The 18,901-nt window shown below is 67.3% G+C and carries 14 protein-coding genes; 5 read left to right on the top strand and 9 right to left on the bottom strand.

What is annotated here, in order from left to right:
• On the top strand, nucleotides 1-2,172 hold the full coding sequence (locus tag ACPEH1_RS13305; RefSeq protein ID WP_017356402.1) for an ATP-binding protein: 2,172 nt from the start codon (nucleotides 1-3) through the stop codon (nucleotides 2,170-2,172).
• A 4-nt stretch (nucleotides 2,173-2,176) separates the two neighbouring features.
• Here ACPEH1_RS13305 and ACPEH1_RS13300 read toward each other — a convergent pair whose 3' ends face one another.
• The 3 genes from ACPEH1_RS13300 to ACPEH1_RS13290 all read right to left on the bottom strand — a co-directional run bounded on the left by ACPEH1_RS13300 (nucleotide 2,177) and on the right by ACPEH1_RS13290 (nucleotide 5,546).
• Nucleotides 2,177-2,689: a hypothetical protein gene (locus ACPEH1_RS13300; RefSeq protein WP_136004025.1), complete on the bottom strand. Its 513-nt coding sequence runs from the start codon at nucleotides 2,687-2,689 to the stop codon at nucleotides 2,177-2,179.
• Between the two features lie 149 nt (nucleotides 2,690-2,838).
• Nucleotides 2,839-3,708: a crotonase/enoyl-CoA hydratase family protein gene (locus tag ACPEH1_RS13295; RefSeq protein ID WP_017356400.1), complete on the bottom strand. Its 870-nt coding sequence runs from the start codon at nucleotides 3,706-3,708 to the stop codon at nucleotides 2,839-2,841.
• Nucleotides 3,709-3,869: 161 nt separating this feature from the next.
• Nucleotides 3,870-5,546, bottom strand: a complete 1,677-nt coding sequence (locus ACPEH1_RS13290; protein WP_423715911.1) for a long-chain fatty acid--CoA ligase — start codon at nucleotides 5,544-5,546, stop codon at nucleotides 3,870-3,872.
• A 227-nt stretch (nucleotides 5,547-5,773) separates the two neighbouring features.
• On the opposite strand from ACPEH1_RS13290, the gene ACPEH1_RS13285 reads away from it, so the two are divergent.
• Nucleotides 5,774-6,253: a hypothetical protein gene (locus ACPEH1_RS13285; protein WP_051008626.1), complete on the top strand. Its 480-nt coding sequence runs from the start codon at nucleotides 5,774-5,776 to the stop codon at nucleotides 6,251-6,253.
• 86 nt (nucleotides 6,254-6,339) lie between these two features.
• On the opposite strand, the gene acnA is transcribed toward ACPEH1_RS13285, so the two are convergent.
• A complete protein-coding gene (gene acnA, locus ACPEH1_RS13280; protein WP_423715910.1) occupies nucleotides 6,340-9,093 on the bottom strand; it encodes an aconitate hydratase AcnA in 2,754 nt (917 codons plus the stop codon).
• A gap of 287 nt (nucleotides 9,094-9,380) precedes the next feature.
• On the opposite strand from acnA, the gene ACPEH1_RS13275 reads away from it, so the two are divergent.
• From ACPEH1_RS13275 to acnB, 3 genes are read left to right on the top strand one after another with little or no spacing between them, the layout of a single operon-like run.
• A complete protein-coding gene (locus ACPEH1_RS13275; protein ID WP_017356396.1) occupies nucleotides 9,381-9,605 on the top strand; it encodes an AbrB/MazE/SpoVT family DNA-binding domain-containing protein in 225 nt (74 codons plus the stop codon).
• Nucleotides 9,606-9,612: 7 nt separating this feature from the next.
• Nucleotides 9,613-10,011 (top strand): type II toxin-antitoxin system VapC family toxin, encoded by a 399-nt coding sequence (locus ACPEH1_RS13270; RefSeq protein WP_136004029.1) that lies wholly within the window; start codon nucleotides 9,613-9,615, stop codon nucleotides 10,009-10,011.
• 60 nt (nucleotides 10,012-10,071) lie between these two features.
• Complete coding sequence (gene acnB, locus ACPEH1_RS13265; RefSeq protein ID WP_017356394.1) at nucleotides 10,072-12,657, top strand: bifunctional aconitate hydratase 2/2-methylisocitrate dehydratase; 2,586 nt, start codon at nucleotides 10,072-10,074, stop codon at nucleotides 12,655-12,657.
• Between the two features lie 95 nt (nucleotides 12,658-12,752).
• On the opposite strand, the gene ACPEH1_RS13260 is transcribed toward acnB, so the two are convergent.
• Genes ACPEH1_RS13260 through ACPEH1_RS13240 form a run of 5 tightly spaced genes read right to left on the bottom strand, consistent with a single transcriptional unit; the run spans nucleotide 12,753 to nucleotide 18,867 of the window.
• On the bottom strand, nucleotides 12,753-14,021 hold the full coding sequence (locus ACPEH1_RS13260) for a hypothetical protein (protein WP_423715909.1): 1,269 nt from the start codon (nucleotides 14,019-14,021) through the stop codon (nucleotides 12,753-12,755).
• Nucleotides 14,022-14,066: 45 nt separating this feature from the next.
• A complete protein-coding gene (locus ACPEH1_RS13255) occupies nucleotides 14,067-15,134 on the bottom strand; it encodes a protein-glutamate methylesterase/protein-glutamine glutaminase (protein WP_017356392.1) in 1,068 nt (355 codons plus the stop codon).
• On the bottom strand, nucleotides 15,131-15,727 hold the full coding sequence (cheD, locus tag ACPEH1_RS13250) for a chemoreceptor glutamine deamidase CheD (protein ID WP_136004035.1): 597 nt from the start codon (nucleotides 15,725-15,727) through the stop codon (nucleotides 15,131-15,133). Before cheD ends, ACPEH1_RS13255 begins: the two co-directional genes overlap by 4 nt.
• A complete protein-coding gene (locus ACPEH1_RS13245; RefSeq protein ID WP_017356390.1) occupies nucleotides 15,724-16,566 on the bottom strand; it encodes a CheR family methyltransferase in 843 nt (280 codons plus the stop codon). Before ACPEH1_RS13245 ends, cheD begins: the two co-directional genes overlap by 4 nt.
• A 24-nt stretch (nucleotides 16,567-16,590) precedes the next feature.
• Entirely contained in the window at nucleotides 16,591-18,867 is a 2,277-nt protein-coding gene (locus ACPEH1_RS13240; protein WP_136004037.1) for a methyl-accepting chemotaxis protein, read from the bottom strand.
• Nucleotides 18,868-18,901 lie beyond the last annotated feature (34 nt).

Here is an 18,901-nt window from a genome sequence, read left to right as displayed (position 1 = left end):
ATGCAGCGTCTGTACCAGCGGCTGAAACACAGGCTGGCGCAACGCCCGGATACCGAGCACGGGCAGGCCATCGTCCGCATCGTGCTGATCACGCTGATCCTGACCTACGTGGCCATGCCGGGGGTGCGCAACGACCTGCCGCCCACGCAGTACAACGGCGTGCTGGCCATCGTCCTGACTGGTCTGGGCCTGTCATTGGCGCTGTTCGGCTGGCTGCTGGCACGGCCGGGGCGCTCGGACCCGCGCCGCGTGGCCGGCATGCTGGCCGATTACGGCCTGATCGCGGCCGGCATGGTGCAGATGGGCGAACCGCTGGCCTGGGTCTACATCGTGGTGATGTGGGTGACCGTTGGCAACGGCATGCGCTATGGCAACAACTATCTGTATGTCGCCGTTGCGATGGCGCTGGTGAGCTTCGGCAGCACCGCGGCGACGACCCCGTACTGGCAGCAGAACGCGCGCCTGGCGTTCGGCCTGTGGCTCGGGCTGGCGGCGGTGCCGCTGTACTTCTCGACCCTGCTGCGCCAGTTGACCCACGCGATGGACGAGGCGCGCCGGGCCAGCGAGGCCAAGAGCCGGTTCCTGGCGAACATGAGCCATGAGTTCCGCACCCCGCTCAACGGGTTGTCGGGCATGACCGAGGTGCTGGCCACCACGCGCCTGGACGATGAGCAGCGCGAGTGCGTGAACACCATCCAGGCCTCGTCGCGCAGCCTGCTGGCGCTGGTGGAGGAGGTGCTGGACATCTCCGCCATCGAGGCCGGGAAGCTGCGCGTGACCGCCGAGGATTTCGCACTCGGCGACGTGATCCAGGCGATCGGGCTGATCCTGCTGCCGCAGGCCAAGGCCAAGCGCCTGGATTACCGCGTCCGGATCGCCGAGAACGTGCCGCCGCTGCTGCGCGGCGACGTCGGCCACCTGCGCCAGATCCTGCTCAATCTGGCCGGCAACGCGGTCAAGTTCACCGACCACGGCAAGGTGGAGATCCGCGTGGCCGTGCTCAGCGCCGACGCCCACGGCGGCGTCCGCCTGCGCTTCGACATCCTGGATACCGGCATCGGCGTGGCGCCGGCGATGCGGCCGCGCCTGTTCGAAGCCTTCGAGCAGGCCGACGTCAGCATGGCGCGTCGCCACGAGGGCACCGGGCTTGGCACCACCATCGCCAAGGGTCTGGCCGAAGCGATGGGCGGGGATATCGGGTACGACGACAATCCGCCGCAGGGCAGCCGCTTCTGGGTCGAGCTGCCGTTCGCGCCGCCGCGGGTGCCGCTGGGGACCGTCACCCCGGCACTGGTGGGGGACGGCGAGCAGGACGGCAACGGCAATGTGATCGCCTTCGCCGACCCGTTCCTGCGCCACCGCGCCCGCGTGCGCAGCATGCAGATTCTGGTGGCCGACGACCACGAAGCCAACCGCATGGTCCTGCAGCGTCTGCTGCAGAAGGCCGGGCATAAAGTGCTGTGCGTCAATGGCGGTGAAGCGGTGCTGGATGCGATGGCCGAGAGCGACTTCGACGCGGCCATCGTGGACCTGCACATGCCCGGCATGAGCGGGCTGGACATGCTGAAGGAACTGCGCGTGATGCAGGCCGGGGGCGGGCCGCGGACGCCGGTGCTGGTGCTCAGTGCCGATGTCACCCCCGAGGCGATCCAGCGCTGCACGCAGGCCGGCGCGCACACGTTCCTGGCCAAGCCGGTGGTGGCCGTCCGCCTGCTGGACACGTTGGCCGACATTGCCTCCAACGGGCAGCTCAAGGCCAGCGCGCCGATCGTGCGCACCGCCACCCAGCTCGATGGCGTGCTCGACCCGGGCGTGCTCGACGAGCTGGCGTCGCTGGGCATGGGCGACGGCTTCGAACGGGAGTTCATCCGCCAGTGCCTGACCGATGCCGATCAGTGCGTGGCGGTGGCGACCGCCGACGGCGAGCGTGCCGACTGGGTCCATTTCCGCGAGCAGGCGCATGCCATCAAAGGCGTGGCCAGCAACCTGGGCCTGGTGCGCGTGGCCAACCGCGCCGGCGACCTGATGCGGATGGCCGACTGGCAGCTCAAGAGCGAATGGCGCCAGCGCCTGTCGGTGCTGCAGGGCGGCATCAAGGAAGGCCGCCAGGCGCTGGAGGCGCGTGCGCGCCAGCGCGCGCGGCCAGGCGACAACGACAGCGACGTGCGCTGAACCGTCAATCCGTCGGCCGTGCGCCGCTCGATTCAATGGCGCTCATGTCCAGACCTGCCGCCTGGAACCGCGCCACCACGGTCCGCAGACCGTCCGTGTCGTCGCGGGTCGGACCTGCACGGCGGATGGCCTCGGCGCAGGTGCGATGATCCGTCCGGCACTGCCCGGGCTGTTCAAGCCGCAAGGCGGTCATCGCAATCACCACCGCCATGTGGGGAATCGCACGGGCGGTCGTACGTTCGCCGCGGTAGAACGCCGCGAACTGGTGCCGCACCGTCGCCGCGGCGGCCGTGGCACCCGGGGCGGAGGCGTCGGCAGGCGCGAGGAGCACTGTCTGTCCCCCCTGTTCGAGCGTGCGCGCCTCATCGGCCAGCACGGTCTCGAGAATGAACGCCTCGACCGCGCTGGGCACGTAGCCGGCCGCGAGCGCGTCGGCAGCCGGGGCGATGACCAGCAGGGATGTGCACAGGAGCTTGCGCAGGCTGTGCCTCGCCGGATCATGTCGCTGCGGAGACATCAACGTCGGTCCTTGAGGATGATGGGGGAGGGCACCATACAGGCGTGCGTCCGATCGGGCCAGCCCAGGCGCGGCGGCAGGGGCGGGAGAACAGCCATAAAAAAGCCCGGCGGCGGCCGGGCTTGAACAACAGCAGGGGAGGGTGGAACTCAGGCGACATCAAGGGTGGCGCGGCGGGTCTGTGCTTTGATCAGGCGGTCCATCGTGCGCAGCGACTTGTCGCCGAGCGCCAGGGCAGAATCGACCCACACCTTGGTGATTTCCAGCAGTTCGTCGTAACGCACGGCCTGGGCGAGGTTGCGTGCCGCGTTCATGGCCAGATAGGAGTGCGGGATGCGCTGGTGCTGGCGGATCAGGTCCTCGACCGCTTTCACGCCCTGGCCTTTGGGCACCAGTACGTCCACCACGCCCATCGCGTGCATTTCCTCGGCGCTGTACACCCGGCCATCCAGAATGATCTTCTCGGCGAGCTGCGGTGCCACCCGCTTGCACAGGAACGAGTAGGCCCCCATGCCCGGGAACAGGCCGAACAGCACCTCCGGCAGTCCCATGCCACTGCCTTCTTCGGCCACGATGGTGTGGCAGGCCAACGCCATCTCCAGCCCGCCCCCCAGCGCGTCGCCCTGGATCAGTGCGATGGAGCGCACGTCGCCGCCGAAGCCGGTGTGCAGGTGGTGCACGCCTTCCACACAGCGCTGGGCGTAGGTGAGCAGACGGTCGCGGTTGCCTTCGCGGATCAGGCGCGTGAACAGGTCCAGGTCGCCGCCGAGGTTGTAGGCCGTGGCGTCGGAGGCCAGCACGAAATGACGCAGCTTGCCGCTGTTGCGCTCGGCGGGCGTGCGCGTGATGGCGCTCATGTAGTTCCACATTTCATCCAGCATGTCCTTGCGGCAGCAGGGACGGACACCACTGGTGGCGTCAGCATGCATGAACAGCCAATGTGCGGCATCGTCGCCGGTGGTTTCAGTGCGGATGGTGGCGTAGCGGTGGCTGACGGGCAGCTTTTCGATGGTGCTCATGGCGATTTCCTCAACGATGCGGGCCCGCAGGGAGGATGTTGTGGTCGGCGGGCCGGACGGGTCCACACGCGGCGATGCTACACCCCCCGGGCCGGTCGCCATGAAAAAGGCCTGCCCCGTCGCCGGTGCAGGCCCTGTCCGTTCACGATGGGCGCAAACCCTTACGGGGCGGGCGTATCGCGCAGTTCGCGGCGCAGAATCTTGCCGACATTGGTCTTCGGCAGCTCCTTTCGGAATTCGACGATTCTGGGGTGCTTGTAGCCGGTCAGGTTGGCCCGGGCGTGTTCCTTGACCTGTTCGGCGGTCAGGTTCGGGTCCTTCTTGACGATGACCACCTTGACCACTTCGCCGGACTTCTCATCCGGCACGCCGACCGCGGCCACTTCGAGCACGCCGGGCATCATCGCGATCACGTCCTCGACTTCGTTGGGGTACACGTTGAAGCCGGACACCAGGATCATGTCCTTCTTGCGGTCCACGATGTAGAAGAAGCCCTGTTCGTCCATGCGCGCCATGTCGCCGGTGTGCAGCCAGCCCTCGGGATCGACCGCCTTGGCGGTTTCCTCCGGACGCTGCCAGTAGCCCTTCATCACCTGCGGGCCCTTGATGCACAGCTCGCCGACGTCGCCGGCGGGCAGCGTGTTGCCGTTGTCGTCCTTCACGCAGGCGTCGGTGGACGGGATCGGCAGGCCGATGGCGCCGTTGTACTCGGCCAGATCCAGCGGATTGATGCACGCCGCCGGCGAGGTTTCGGTCAGGCCGTAGGCCTCGACCAGGGTCACGCCGGTGACCTTCTTCCAGCGCTCGGCCACGGCGCGCTGCACCGCCATGCCGCCGCCCAGGGTGACCTTCAGCGAGGAGAAGTCGATCTCGTCGAAGCCGGGGGTGTTGAGCAGGCCGTTGAACAGCGTATTGACACCGGTGATGGCGGTGAAGCGGGTCGACTTCAGCTCCTTGACGAAGCCCTTCATGTCGCGCGGGTTGGTGATCAGGTGGTTGCAGCCACCGAACTTCATGAAGACCAGGCCGTTCGCCGTCAACGCGAAGATGTGGTACAGCGGCAGGGCGGTGATGATCCACTCCTTGCCCATCTCGATGCCCGAGGCGGAGATCCACGCCGAGGCCTGCTGCATGTTGGCCACCAGATTGCGGTTGGTCAGCATGGCGCCCTTGGCCACGCCGGTGGTGCCGCCGGTGTACTGCAGGAACGCCACGTCGTCGTGGTCGATCTCGACCTTGGGCAGGCTGTGACCGCTGCCGATCTTCAGCGCCTGGTTGAAGCGGATCGCGCCGCGCAGGCTGTAGTTGGGGACCATCTTCTTGATGTACTTCAGGACGAAGTTCACCACCACGCCCTTGGCGCCGAGCATGTCGCCCAGGCCGGTGGTGATCACCTGCCGGATGGGCGTGTCGGCAATCACCTGCTGCACGGTGTCGCCGAAGTTGTCCACCACCACCAGGACCGCCGCGCCGGAGTCCACCAGCTGGTGCTTGAGCTCGCGCGCGGTGTACAGCGGGTTGACGTTGACCACGGTCAGGCCTGCACGCAGCACGCCGAAGGTGGCGACCGGGTACTGCAGGCAGTTGGGCATCATCAGGGCGACGCGATCGCCCTTCTTGAGCTGCAGTTCGCCCAGCAGATAGGCGGCGAACTGCTCGACCAGGGCGTCGGTTTCACCATAGGTGAGCACCTTGCCGAAACTGGAGTAGGCGGGGCGGTCACGGAACTTGGCCACCGAGGTGTCGAACACCGCCGACACCGAATGGAACTCGTTGACGTCGATCTCGGCGGGTACGCCTTTGGGATAACTCTGCAGCCAGGGACGTTCCAGACTCATATTCCCCCTCCAGGAAACGTGGATGAAATGGTGCGGTGACGGAGAGTATCCGTCAGTTCATGCCCCGGCAGCATACCGGGCCGAATGGAAAACGCGAAGGGCTGGTGAAAACCGCGTGCACGCCGCGTGGAAACGCGGGCCTCGGGGTCCCGTTTGCACGTATTCCTACAGACGCTGCCGCTGGACGCTGTGCAGACTCGAACGCCGGACCGAAGGAGACCCTCAACATGACGCAGTTCCATGCAAAGCGCCGGTGTCGTGCCTGGACGGTTGCGCTGATGCTGGCCGTTGCCCCCGCCGCGCAGGCGCAGGCGGCGCCGGAGCCGTTGCAGCAGTTGGACTTTCCGGTCCTGGCACGCGGTGAATCGGGGCAGTTCCGGGTCCAGGTACCGGCGCACGCCGGGGGCGAGGGCGTCTCGGCCTACTCGGTGCATGCGACGATTCCCGGCGCCGATCACGATACCGGGTACCGGTTCTTCGCGGTGGACTGCCCGGCGGGCTTCAAACAGAACGTGCATACCGGCGACCGCGGCGTGGTCTGCTACCTGAGCGGCGGTGTGCCGCATCCGCCCTTCACCATGACCGTGAGCGTGCGCAACATCGCAGCGGCCGATGGCGAGACCCGCCAGGAAGACGGGCTGCGCAGTGTCACCCTGTACGGGGAGGTCACCCGTGCGCCCTGGTTCCTGTACGGCGTGATGCCTTGACCGACCGGATGCCGGCGCGGCAGCGCCGGCATCGGTTGCCGTCCCCCTGATCGGGGACGGCAGGCGCCGACAGGGCAGGGCCGGCCTTATCGGGCGGCCAACTGGCGCAGCACGTACTGCAGCAGCCCGCCGTGCTTGAAGTACTCCACTTCCTTGGGCGTCAGCAGCATCACGTGCGCCTGGAAGCGCGTGGAGGTGCCATCGGCCCGGGTCGCGGTGACAGTGGCGGTCTTGCTGGCGCCGTCCTGCAGGTCGGTGATGTCGATCGTCTCCGAGCCGTCCAGGCCCAGGGTCTGTGCGTTCTCGCCGGCCTTGAACTGCAGCGGCAGCACGCCCATGCCGACCAGGTTGGAGCGGTGGATGCGCTCGAAGCTCTCGGCAATCACCGCCTTGACGCCAAGCAGGTTGGTGCCCTTGGCGGCCCAGTCGCGCGAGGAGCCGGTGCCGTATTCCTTGCCGGCGAACACCACCAGCGGCACGCCCTCGGCCTTGTACTTCATCGCCGCGTCGTAGATCGCCAGCTTCTGCGGCTCGCCGCCATCGGCCGGGAAGTACAGGGTGTTGCCACCTTCCTCGCCACCGAACATCAGGTTCTTGATCCGGATGTTGGCGAAGGTGCCGCGCACCATGACGTCATCGTTGCCGCGGCGGCTGCCGTAGCTGTTGAAGTCGGCCGGCTGCACGCCGCGCTCCTGCAGGAAGCGTCCTGCCGGCGAGTCCTTCTTGATGTTGCCGGCCGGGGAGATGTGGTCGGTGGTGATCGAATCGCCGAACAGGCCCATCACCCGCGCGCCGTGCACGTCCTCGATGTGGCCGACCTGCATGGTCATGCCCTCGAAGTACGGCGGGTTCTTGATGTAGGTCGAGCTGCCGTCCCAGTCGTACAGGTCGCCGTCGGGCGACTTGATGGTGTTCCAGCGGGTATCGCCCTTGAACACATCGGCGTAGTTCTGCTTGAACATCTCCGGCCCGATGGTCGCGGCGATCACGTCACCGATTTCCTTGTTGCTCGGCCAGATGTCGCGCAGGAACACCGGCTGGCCATCGCTGCCGGTACCCAGCGGTTCGGTGGTCAGGTCGATGTCGGTGGTGCCGGCGATCGCGTAGGCCACCACCAGCGGCGGACTGGCCAGGTAGTTCATTTTCACTTCGGGGTGCACGCGGCCCTCGAAGTTGCGGTTGCCCGACAGCACCGAGGTCACCACCAGGTCACCGGCGGCGATGCCGGCGCTGACTTCGGTCGGCAGCGGACCGGAGTTGCCGATGCAGGTGGTGCAGCCATAGCCGACCACGTAGAAGCCGATCTTCTCCAGCTCGGTCAGCACGCCGGCCTTTTCCAGGTAGTCGGTGACCACGCGCGAGCCCGGCCCGAGCGAGGTCTTGACCCAAGGCTTGCGGTCCAGGCCCTTGGCCGCCGCATTGCGGGCCAGCAGGCCGGCGCCGATCATCACCGCCGGGTTGGAGGTATTGGTGCAGGAAGTGATGGCGGCGATGACCACCGCGCCGTCCTTCAGGCGGAAGCGGCTGCCGTCCATCTCGACATCGGCGTAGCCCCTGGCCAGCTGTTCGTTGCCGACTGCCGCGCCACCGCCCTCGTTGACGAACGTGGACACGTCCTCATTGCGCTTGTCGCGGCTGGTGGTCAGCCCACCGAGGTTTTCGCGGTAGTTCTGCTTGACGTCTTCCAGCAGCACGCGGTCCTGCGGGCGCTTGGGACCGGCCAGGGACGGCTTGACCGTGCCCATGTCGAGCTCCAGCGTGGCGCTGTAGCTGGCGTGTGCGGTCTGCGCGTCGTGCCACAGCCCCTGTGCCTTCGCATACGCTTCGACCAGCGCGATCTGCTCCTCGCTGCGGCCGGACAGGCGCAGGTAGTTCAGCGATTCGTGATCGATCGGGAAGATGCCGCAGGTGGCACCGTATTCGGGGGCCATGTTGCCGATCGTCGCGCGGTCGGCCAGCGGCAGGTGCTGCAGGCCCTCGCCGAAGAACTCGACGAACTTGCCGACCACCCCGTGCTTGCGCAGCATCTGGGTCACGGTCAGCACCAGGTCGGTGGCGGTGGCGCCTTCGGGCAGTTTGCCGGTCAGCTTGAAGCCGACCACCTGCGGGATCAGCATCGAGGACGGCTGGCCGAGCATGGCCGCCTCCGCTTCGATGCCACCCACGCCCCAGCCCAGCACGCCGATGCCGTTGATCATGGTGGTGTGGCTGTCGGTGCCGAACACGGTGTCCGGGTAGGCGATGGCCGTGCCGTCCTTGTCAGCGGTCATGACCACGCGGGCCAGGTTCTCCAGGTTCACCTGGTGGACGATGCCGGTGTTGGGCGGCACTACCTTGAAGTTGTGGAAAGCCTTCTGGCCCCAGCGCAGGAAGCCGTAGCGCTCCTGGTTGCGCTGGAACTCGATCTTGCCGTTGAGGTCCAGTGCGTCCGGGGTGCCGAATACATCCACCTGCACCGAGTGGTCGATCACCAGCTCGGAGGGGATCTGCGGGTTGATCTGTTCCGGGCGGCCGCCGAGTTTGACCACGGCGTCGCGCATCGCGGCCAGGTCGACCACGCAGGGCACGCCGGTGAAGTCCTGCAGGACCACGCGCGCGGGCATGAAGGCGATCTCGATGTCCGGCTCTGCCTTCGGGTTCCAGCGGGCGACCGCTTCGATGTGGTCGCGGCCGACGGTCGCACCCCCGTCCTCGTGCCGGAGCAGGTTCTCCAGCAGGATCTTCATCGAGTAGGGCAGGTGGGAGATGTCGAACTGCTGTCCGAGCTTGGGCAGGCTGAAGTAGTCGTAGGTCTTGCCGGCGACATCCAGCTGACTGCGGGTGGAGAACGAATCGCTCATGCGGGGTGACTCCTCTTGCGGATGGCTTGCAGTGGCCCGCCCGAGGCAGGCCTGCTTGCGTTCGCCGATGGCCGTGGGCCCGGTGACCGTCCGAGTATGAACGATTCAGCCGGCCCGTGGCCTGCGGCATCGGGTCTCAGGCTACATGGAGATATGTATCGCTGATGTCATGGGTCGCTGCGTATCCTTATGCCCTGCAAGGCCCGGGGGCGGGACGAAGCGGGGTGAGGGTGGAAGTATGCCCCCTGGAGTATGTATAATTTGTGCATACTTTGGAGGGCGTACCGATGGAAGCCACCGTTGCAGAACGCGGACAGATCACCTTGCCCAAGGCGGTCCGCGATGCGCTGGGTCTGACCAAGGGCACTCAGCTGAAGGTCGAATTGGAGGGCAGCCGCATCATCCTGCGCAAGAGCGTGGACGATGCCATCTCGCGTGCCCGCGGCAAGTTCGCGCTGGATGGCTTCGACTCGGCGCAGGCCGCCGTGGATGCGGTCCGCGACGAGGAATGAGCCGCGCATGATTGCCGTCGATTCCCCGATCCTGATCGAACTGCTCAGCAACGGCCCGCAGGCCGATGCCGTGGAAGCCTGCCTGCGCCAGAGCCTGGTGGGTGGCCGCGTGGTGATCTGCGGGGTGGTGCTGGCCGAGATCTGCGCCGCGCTGCGCGGCGGCGCCGAAGTGCAGGAAGCGCTGGAGGAGATGGGTATCCATTTCAGCCCGCTGGAAGCCAAGTCCGCCCTGCGCGCCGGCGAAATGCACCGCCGCCACCGCCAGCGCGGCACCGGCAAGCGCGGCATCGATGACTTCATGGTCGGCGCGCACGCACTGCTGCAGTGCGACGGGTTGATCACCTGGAACGACACGTTTTACCGCGACTACTTCAAGGGCCTGAAGCTGATCGTGCCGCAAGCCTGAGCCCGCCCTTTTCACCGCTGTATTCAACCGCATTCTGCAAAGAATCACCCGGGAGTTGTCATGTTGGAAGCCTACCGCCACCACGTAGCCGAGCGCGCCGCGCTTGGCATCCCGCCGCTGCCGCTGAGCGCCCAGCAGACGGCCGACGTCATTGAACTGCTGAAGAACCCGCCCGCGGGCGAGGCCGAGTTCCTGCTCGACCTGCTGACCCACCGCGTGCCGGCCGGCGTCGACGATGCCGCCAAGGTCAAGGCCTCGTACCTGGCCGCGATCGCCCTCGGCAGCGAAACCAATCCGCTGATCAGCCGCGAGCGCGCCACCGAACTGCTGGGCACCATGCTCGGCGGTTACAACGTCGCCCCGCTGGTCCAGCTGCTCGACGACGCCGTGGTCGGCGCGATCGCCGCCGATGCGCTGAAGAACACCCTGCTGGTGTTCGATGCCTTCCACGATGTGCAGGAAAAGGCCAAGGCCGGCAATGCCAACGCCCAGGGCGTGCTGCAGAGCTGGGCCGATGCCGAATGGTTCACCAGCCGGCCGGAAGTGCCGCAGAGCCTGACCATCACCGTGCTCAAGGTCACCGGCGAAACCAACACCGACGACCTGTCGCCGGCACCGGACGCCACCACCCGCCCGGACATCCCGCTGCATGCCCTGGCGATGCTGAAGAACAAGCGCGATGGCATCGAGCCGGAAGAAGACGGCAAGCGCGGCCCGGTCAAGTTCATCGAATCGCTGAAGGACAAGGGCCACCTGGTCGCCTATGTGGGCGACGTGGTCGGTACCGGTTCGAGCCGCAAGTCGGCCACCAACTCGGTGCTGTGGTTCACCGGCGAAGACATTCCGTTCATTCCGAACAAGCGCTTCGGTGGCGTGTGCCTGGGCTCGAAGATCGCGCCGATCTTCTACAACACGATGGAAGACGCCGGCGCGCTGCCGATCGAACTCGACGTGTCGCAGATGAACATGGGCGATGTGATCGAACTGCGTCCGTACGACGGCAAGGCACTGAAAGACGGTGCGGTCATCGCCGAGTTCAAGGTCAAGTCCGACGTGCTGTTCGACGAAGTGCGCGCCGGTGGCCGCATTCCGCTGATCATCGGCCGCGGCCTGACCGCCAAGGCGCGTGAAGCGCTGGGCCTGGCCCCGACCGACCTGTTCCGTCTGCCGATGGACCCGCCGGATACCGGCAAGGGCTTCTCGCTGGCGCAGAAGATGGTGGGCCGCGCCTGTGGCCTGCCGGAAGGCAAGGGCATGCGCCCGGGCACCTACTGCGAACCGAAGATGACCTCGGTGGGCTCGCAGGACACCACCGGCCCGATGACCCGCGACGAGCTGAAGGACCTGGCCTGCCTGGGCTTCTCGGCCGACCTGGTGATGCAGTCGTTCTGCCACACCGCCGCCTACCCGAAGCCGGTGGACGTCAAGACCCACCACACCCTGCCGGAGTTCATCTCCACCCGTGGCGGCATCTCGCTGCGTCCGGGCGACGGTGTGATCCACAGCTGGCTCAACCGCATGCTGCTGCCTGACACCGTCGGCACCGGCGGCGACTCGCACACCCGTTTCCCGGTGGGCATTTCGTTCCCGGCCGGCTCGGGTCTGGTCGCCTTCGCCGCCGCCACCGGCGTCATGCCGCTGGACATGCCCGAATCGGTGCTGGTGCGTTTCAAGGGCACGATGCAGCCCGGCGTGACCCTGCGCGACCTGGTCAACGCGATTCCGCTGTACGCGATCAAGTCGGGCCTGCTGACGGTCGCCAAGGCCGGCAAGAAGAACATCTTCTCCGGCCGCATCCTGGAAATCGAAGGCCTGCCGGACCTGAAGGTCGAGCAGGCGTTCGAACTGTCCGATGCGTCGGCCGAACGTTCGGCCGCCGGCTGCTCGGTGCGCCTGAACAAGGAGCCGATCATCGAGTACCTCACCAGCAACATCACGCTGCTGAAGTGGATGATCGCCGAGGGTTACCAGGACGCCCGTTCGCTGGCGCGCCGCATCGAGAAGATGGAGGCCTGGCTGGCCAACCCGGCGCTGCTGGAGCCGGATGCCGACGCCGAGTACGCCGCCGTCATCGAGATCGACCTGGCCGATATCCACGAGCCGATCGTGGCCTGCCCGAACGATCCGGACGACGTCAAGACGCTGTCGGACGTGGCCGGTGCGGCCATCGATGAAGTGTTCATCGGGTCGTGCATGACCAACATCGGCCACTTCCGTGCGGCCGCCAAGCTGCTGGAAGGCAAGCGCGACATTCCGACCAAGCTGTGGGTGGCTCCGCCGACCAAGATGGACGCCTCGGAGCTGACCAAGGAAGGCCACTACGGCACCTTCGGCACCGCCGGCGCGCGCATGGAAATGCCGGGCTGCTCGCTGTGCATGGGCAACCAGGCGCAGGTGCGTGAGGGCGCGACGGTGTTCTCGACCTCGACCCGCAACTTCCCGAACCGCCTGGGCCGCAACTCCAACGTGTACCTGGGGTCGGCAGAGCTGGCCGCCATCTGCTCGCGTCTGGGTCGCATCCCGACCAGGGAAGAGTACATGGCCGATATCGGCGTGCTGGATGCCAGCAGCAAGGACATCTACCGCTACATGAACTTCGACCAGATCGAGGATTACCAGGACGTGGCCAAGACGGTTGCTGCCTGAGCCTGATCGGCTGATGTGTTGAACGAAAACCCCCGGTGATAACCGGGGGTTTTTTTGGTGTTGGCGATGCCGGCGGGCGCGGCGGCCGCGTCACCTCACTCGGGCGCGACCGCCGCGGGCGCCGCCAGGACGGGCGCGGTGACGGCCGGGAACAGCGACGGCAACTGCGTTGCAAACCGTGCCGCGCAGCGCTCGGCGAACGCGTGCGAGGCCGACCTGACCTTGGCGTAGTCATCCGCCTGCCAGTCCTCCAACGGGGCCAGGCGGCGCTCATTGCAGGTGACAGCGGTCTGCCTGGCGCCCTCGTCGGAGAGCCGGAATCCGACCGTGGCCGTGTGCCTGAGCTCGTATTGACTGGTGTCCCCGGAGTCTTCCACGTAAGCAAGCACCCAGTCGCCCGCCAGGCTCTGGACGGTCCGGGGCTCGACGGGGATGGCGTCGGGATGGGTGAGGAAGAAGTGCGCGAGATGCGTGCGCAGCAGCCCCGGCATGTCCGAGAGCGCCGGGCTTGGCAGGGTGTCGATACGGCTGCCGCGCGGCGTGGTCTTGGCGAACCGCTGCAGCTTTCCGTTTCCAAAGTACGCAAGCGCCAGTGCGCCCACCTGTGCGCCGGCGATCCTGCCTCGCGTCACCAGGCGCAGCGGGAGGGCGCCTTCGTCGCCGCCTTCCTGGCTGGGGTCCAGGCCCGCCACCACCTCCACGGTCCGCGTCCAGTCCCGCAGCGGGCCGCCGGCCGGCGCAGGGGACACCGTTTCGGCAGGGGTCTTGTCCACGGCGGCGGGCGCCGGCACGACGGCCTGGGCGGGTGCGGGTGCTTCACAGCGTTCCGGCGGCAATGTGAAGGCTTCCGGCTGCACGCTGCCGTCGGCAGCCACGCGCCTCACTCCGAACCGGCAGATCCGGTCGGCGGTGGTCATCTGGATCTCGTAATCGTTGCCCGGCTCGGGTGTGAACTGCAGCGTCAGCGGGCCTGAACAGCGGTAGTCGTTGGTGTTGGCGACCCGCGCGTCGAAGATCAGCGGCTGGCCACTGGCAACGCTGTACTCCTCATAGCTGGGCCGGGAGAACATGACGCTCTTCATGTTGCGCACGGCATCGGTCTGCGGCATGCCGAGCGACACGTTTGCCGGCGCACCGCTCATCATCGTGTTGAGGACCAGATGGGTCGACCGGGCGATATCCACCCGGTTGTCGTAGACCTCCCGGCAGGCCGCGTTGGTGTACATCGTGATGGCCTGGCCATTCTGGCCGAAGATGCGCACGCGCGCGTCGGCAGCGGGGGCCTTTCCCTGTGCGCCGGCAGGGCCTGTCATCAACAGGCCGCCCAGTAGCAGCCCACCCAGGATATGGCAGGGTCCATGCATGGTCTTGCTCCTTCAGTTTCCGCAGTCTACACCGGCCGATGGGGATCAGCCGCGCGCCAACGCCATCAGCCGTTCGGCGATGCGCTCCAGCGGCACCATTTCCTCTGCGGCGCCGAGCTTGTAGGCCGCGCCGGGCATGCCCCAGACCACGCTGGTGGCTTCGTCCTGGACCAGGGTTGGGGCGCCGGCATTGCGCAGCTCCAGCAGGCCGCGTGCACCGTCGTCGCCCATGCCGGTGAGGATGGCGCCGATGGCATTGGCACCGGCACTCTCGGCCACCGAACGGAACAGCACGTCCACCGCCGGTTTGTGGCGGTTGATGGGCGGGCCGTCGTCGATCCGGCAACGCCAGCGCGCACCGTCGCGGATCACGCGCAGGTGCCTGCCGCCCGGGGGCAGGTAGGCATGGCCGGGGAGCACGGCTTCACCGTCGCTGGCCTCGCGTACCGACATCGCCGAATGCCGGTCCAGACGCTCGGCGAACGCGCTGCTGAAGGTCGCGGGCAGATGCTGCGTCATCACCACGGCCGGTGCGTCGGCAGGCAGGCCTTCGAGCACCACGCGCAGCGCTTCGGTACCGCCAGCGGAGGCACCGATGGCGATCAGCCGATCGGTGGTGCGGAACTGGATCGAGCGCGGGGCAGGGGTGGCCGTGGTTTCCAGGGTGATGCGCGGCACGGTGGTGCGGGCAAGGCTGCGTACCCGCGAGCGGGCGGCCATCTTGACCTTGGCGATGATCTCATCGGCGTAGCCCTGCAGACCGCGCGCCACGTCCAGCTTCGGCTTGGACACGAAGTCCACCGCACCCAGCGCCAGTGCCTGCAGGGTGGTATCGGCGCCGCGCTCGGTCAGCGAGGAGATCATCACCACCGGCACCGGGTGCAGGCGCATGAGATTCTCCAGGAACGCCAGCCCGTCCATGCGCGGCATTTCCACGTCCAGCGTGATCACGTCCGGATGCAGGCGTTTGATTTTTTCGCGCGCCAGCAACGGGTCGGCCGCGGTGCCGACCACCTCGATGCCGGGATCGCTGGCCAGGATTTCGCTGAGCATCTGCCGGACGACGGCCGAGTCGTCGACAATCAGGACTTTGCAGGGCGGGCCAACGGTCATTCGAACAGCTCCACGCCGCCGGTGACGGGCGCACGCGACAGGCGTGCGCGTACGGCCGATTCGGTGGCGGCCACCTCCGCTTCGTGCGCGTGCGGCAGGCGCTGCACCACCACACGGCCGCTATCGGCGAAGAACCACACCTTGCGCGGATGGATGCCGCACAGGTCCTCGGCGATGATCGGGATGTGCTCGGCCTGCAGGTACTGGCGCACGAACTCCGCGTTGCGGGTGCCGACCGGGTTGCTGGTGAAGCCCTTGAGCACGTTCGCACCGCCGAACACCTTGGCTTCCAGACGCTTGCGGTGCGCGCCACGCTTGAGCAGGTCGTTGATCAGCAGTTCCATCGCGTAGCTGCCGTAGCGCGCAGGCGCGCCATCGCCGACGTTGCCCTCGGGCAGCAGGAAGTGGTTCATGCCGCCGATCTTGAGCACCGGGTCGCGCAGGCAGGCGGCCACGCACGAGCCAAGCGTGGTGGTCAGGGCGGTGGTGTCGTCCACGGCCAGATACTGGGTCGGCAGCAGCTTGGCCGCCGTGACCTGGAAGCGGCTGTCGAAGTAGCGCATCACTTCGTCGCTGCGTGCGGCCTGGTTCATACCGGGGCTCCGGGTGCGCGCTTGTACAGGGTGCGCCCGCAGGGCTGGATCAGGTCGGCGGCGTGGAGGTAGTTCTCCGAGTGGCCGGTGTAGAGCAGGCCGTCGTCGCCCATGTGCTGGATCAGGCGCGAGAGGATGCCGCGCTGGGTGGGCTTGTCGAAATAGATCATCACGTTGCGGCAGAACAGGGCGTCGAAGGGGCCGCCGACGTCGTAGCGGGGGGCGAGCAGGTTGAGCGGGCGGAAGTCGATCAGCTCGCGCAGCGCCGGCAGCACGCGGCAGTGGCCTTCATTGGGGCCGGTACCGCGCTGGAAATAGCGTTTGCGCACGGCCGGGTCCAGTCCGGAAACGCGGTCGATGGCATAGACGCCCCGGCTGGCGGTGGCCAGTACCTGGGTGTCCACGTCCGTGGCCAGGATGCGCACCGGCGGCTTGAGTGTGCCGAAGGTCTCGCAGGCGGTGATCGCCATCGAGTATGGCTCCTCGCCGGTGGAGGCCGCGCACGACCACAACTGCAGCGTGCCGTGGCCGCTGCGCGCACGCAGCTCGTCGGTGAGCTTCTCGAAGTGGTGCGGCTCGCGGAAGAAGGCGGTCAGGTTGGTGGTCAACGCATTGGTGAACGCCTGCCATTCGTCGCCGCCGTGGGCTTCGAGCTGGTCGAGGTAGTCGTGGAAGCTGCGCATGCCGAGTGCGCGCAGGCGGCGCGACAGGCGGCCATAGACCATGTCGCGCTTGGCCGGCGCCAGCGAGATGCCGACGCGCTGGTAGATCAGGTCGCAGATGCGGCGGAAGTCGCGGTCGGCGAACTCGAACTCGCGACCGGCCTGCGAGGTGGCCACAACGGGGGGAGGCGTGGACACGGCTCAGAACTCCTGCCAATGGCCGTCGTCGCGGGGCAGCGCGGCACGTGGCGCATGCGCTGCGGGCCCGGCGGCGGGGGCCACGGTGCGGGCCGGCGTGCTGCGTACCGGCTGCGGCGCGGCACGGCTGATGCGCGCGGTCACCGCGCTGACCGCCGCGGCCACCTGGTTGTCCAGACGGAAGATCGACACGGCATCGGCCAGCTGCGTGGCCTGCTCCTCCATCGCCCGCGCGGCGGCGGTGGCTTCTTCCACCAGCGCGGCGTTCTGCTGGGTGGTTTCGTCCATCTGCACCACGGTCTGGTTGACCTGCTCGATGCCGGCCGACTGTTCCTGCGAGGCCGCCGAAATCTCCGCCATGATGTCGGTCACGCGCTGCACCGAGGCGACGATCTCGCCCATCGTGGCACCGGCCTTGTGCACCAGTGCCGACCCGTCGTTGACCTTGCCGACCGAGTCGTCGATCAGGCCCTTGATCTCCTTCGCCGCGCCGGCCGAGCGCTGGGCCAGGGTGCGCACTTCGCTGGCGACCACGGCGAAACCGCGACCCTGCTCACCGGCACGCGCCGCTTCCACGGCCGCGTTCAGCGCGAGGATGTTGGTCTGGAAGGCGATGCCGTCGATGACCGAGATGATGTCGGCAATCTTCCGGGACGAGGCTTCGATCGCACTCATGGTGGTGACCACCTGGCTCACCACGTCACCGCCCTGCGAAGCCACGGTGTGCGCCCCGATGGCGAGCTGGTTGGCCTGGCGGGCATGTTCGGCATTCTGGCGCACGGTGGAGGTCAGTTCCTCCATCGACGCGGCGGTTTCTTCCAGGTTGGCCGCCTGCTGTTCGGTGCGGCGCGACAGGTCGCTGTTGCCGGTGGCGATTTCGCCGGCAGCCTGGTTGATGCTGCTGGCCGACTCCTGGATCTGGCCGACGATGCGGGTCAGTTGCGTGACGGTCGCGTTGGCGTCATCGCGCATGGTGGCGAACACGCCCTCGAACCGGCCCTGCATGCGCGCGGTGAGGTCCCCCTCGGCAATGGCCGACAGCAGCGCGGACAGCTTGCCCAGGTTCTCGTCGCTGACCTGCATCATGGCGTTGAGGTTGGTGATCATCAGGCGGAAATCGTGATCGAACCGCGTGCTGTCGCCGCGCTGGCTGAAGTCGCCGGCCGCCGCGGCCGTTGCCAGCCGCTTGATCTCGGCATTGATGCTGCCCAGATTCTGTTTGACCGTGTCCACGGTGGCGGTGATGGCTGCCTTCTCGCCAGGGTAGCGCGCGATGTCGGCGCGCAGATCGCCGACCGCGTACGCCTTGACCACTTCCAGCACCGCCTCCATCGTCTGCACGTGGGCGCCCACCAGGGTGTTGGTCTCATGCACCATCAGCCCGTACTCGCCGGGGAAGGCGCTCTCGTCGATGCGGTAGCTGACCTCGCCGGCGTCATGGCGGCGGGCCATGTCGCGCTGGGCGGTGATGACCCCGTGCAGCTGGCTCTGCATGCGCGACATGGCCTCGAGCAGGCGGCCGGGCTCATCGTGGGCCTGCTCGCCGATGCGGCTGTCCAGCCTGCCGCGCGCGATGCTCTCGGCAACGGTGGTGGCCTGGCGCAGGGGCAGGGTGATGCGGTTGCCGATCAGCCAGCTCAGGGCCAGGACGATCAGAACCAGCGCGCCGCCGGCGGCGGTCATGATGGCGGTGAACACCAGCGCCTGCTGCTGCACGTCTTCCATGTACACGCCACTGCTGATGACCCACTGCCACGGGGCGTACATCCCGGCATAGGAGGACTTGTCGAACAGCCCTTCTTCACCGGCCTTGGCCCACTTGTAGGAGACCACGCCGCCGCCCAGGCGGGCCATGCCGACCATGTCGTAGAACAGGCGCACGCCGTCCTCGGAACGGAAGTCCTTCATGTCCTTGCCGATCAGGTCCTTGCGGAACGGATGCATCAGCACGCGGTACTGCGTGTCGTAGACGCTGTAGTAGTAGGCGTCGTTGTCGGCGCGCATGCGGTCCAGCGCCAGCAGCGCGGCCTCCTTGGCCGCCGCGTCGGTCAGCTCGCCGGTTTCGGCGAGGTGATGGTAGTGGTCCAGGATGCCGTAGGTCAGTTCGACCTGGATTTTCAGGCTGTCCTTGCGGGTGTCGGTCAGGTCCAGGTACTGCATGCGGGCGGCGATCACCGCCAGGGCGATGACGCCCACGGCGATCAGCGCCGTCAGCAGGTTGAGCTTGCGACGGACGGACAGGTTGGAGAAGTACTGGTTCCAGCGGCTGATCAAGGTCATGGGCATGGCATCGTTGGTCGGCGAACGTGTCGCG

The sequence above is a fragment of the Stenotrophomonas sp. NPDC077421 genome, from assembly GCF_049545505.1.
In the GTDB taxonomy this organism is placed as follows: Bacteria; Pseudomonadota; Gammaproteobacteria; order Xanthomonadales; family Xanthomonadaceae; genus Stenotrophomonas; species Stenotrophomonas nematodicola.
The sequence above is the reverse complement of the archived record's forward strand: the minus strand, read 5'-3'. Positions and strand labels throughout refer to the sequence as shown.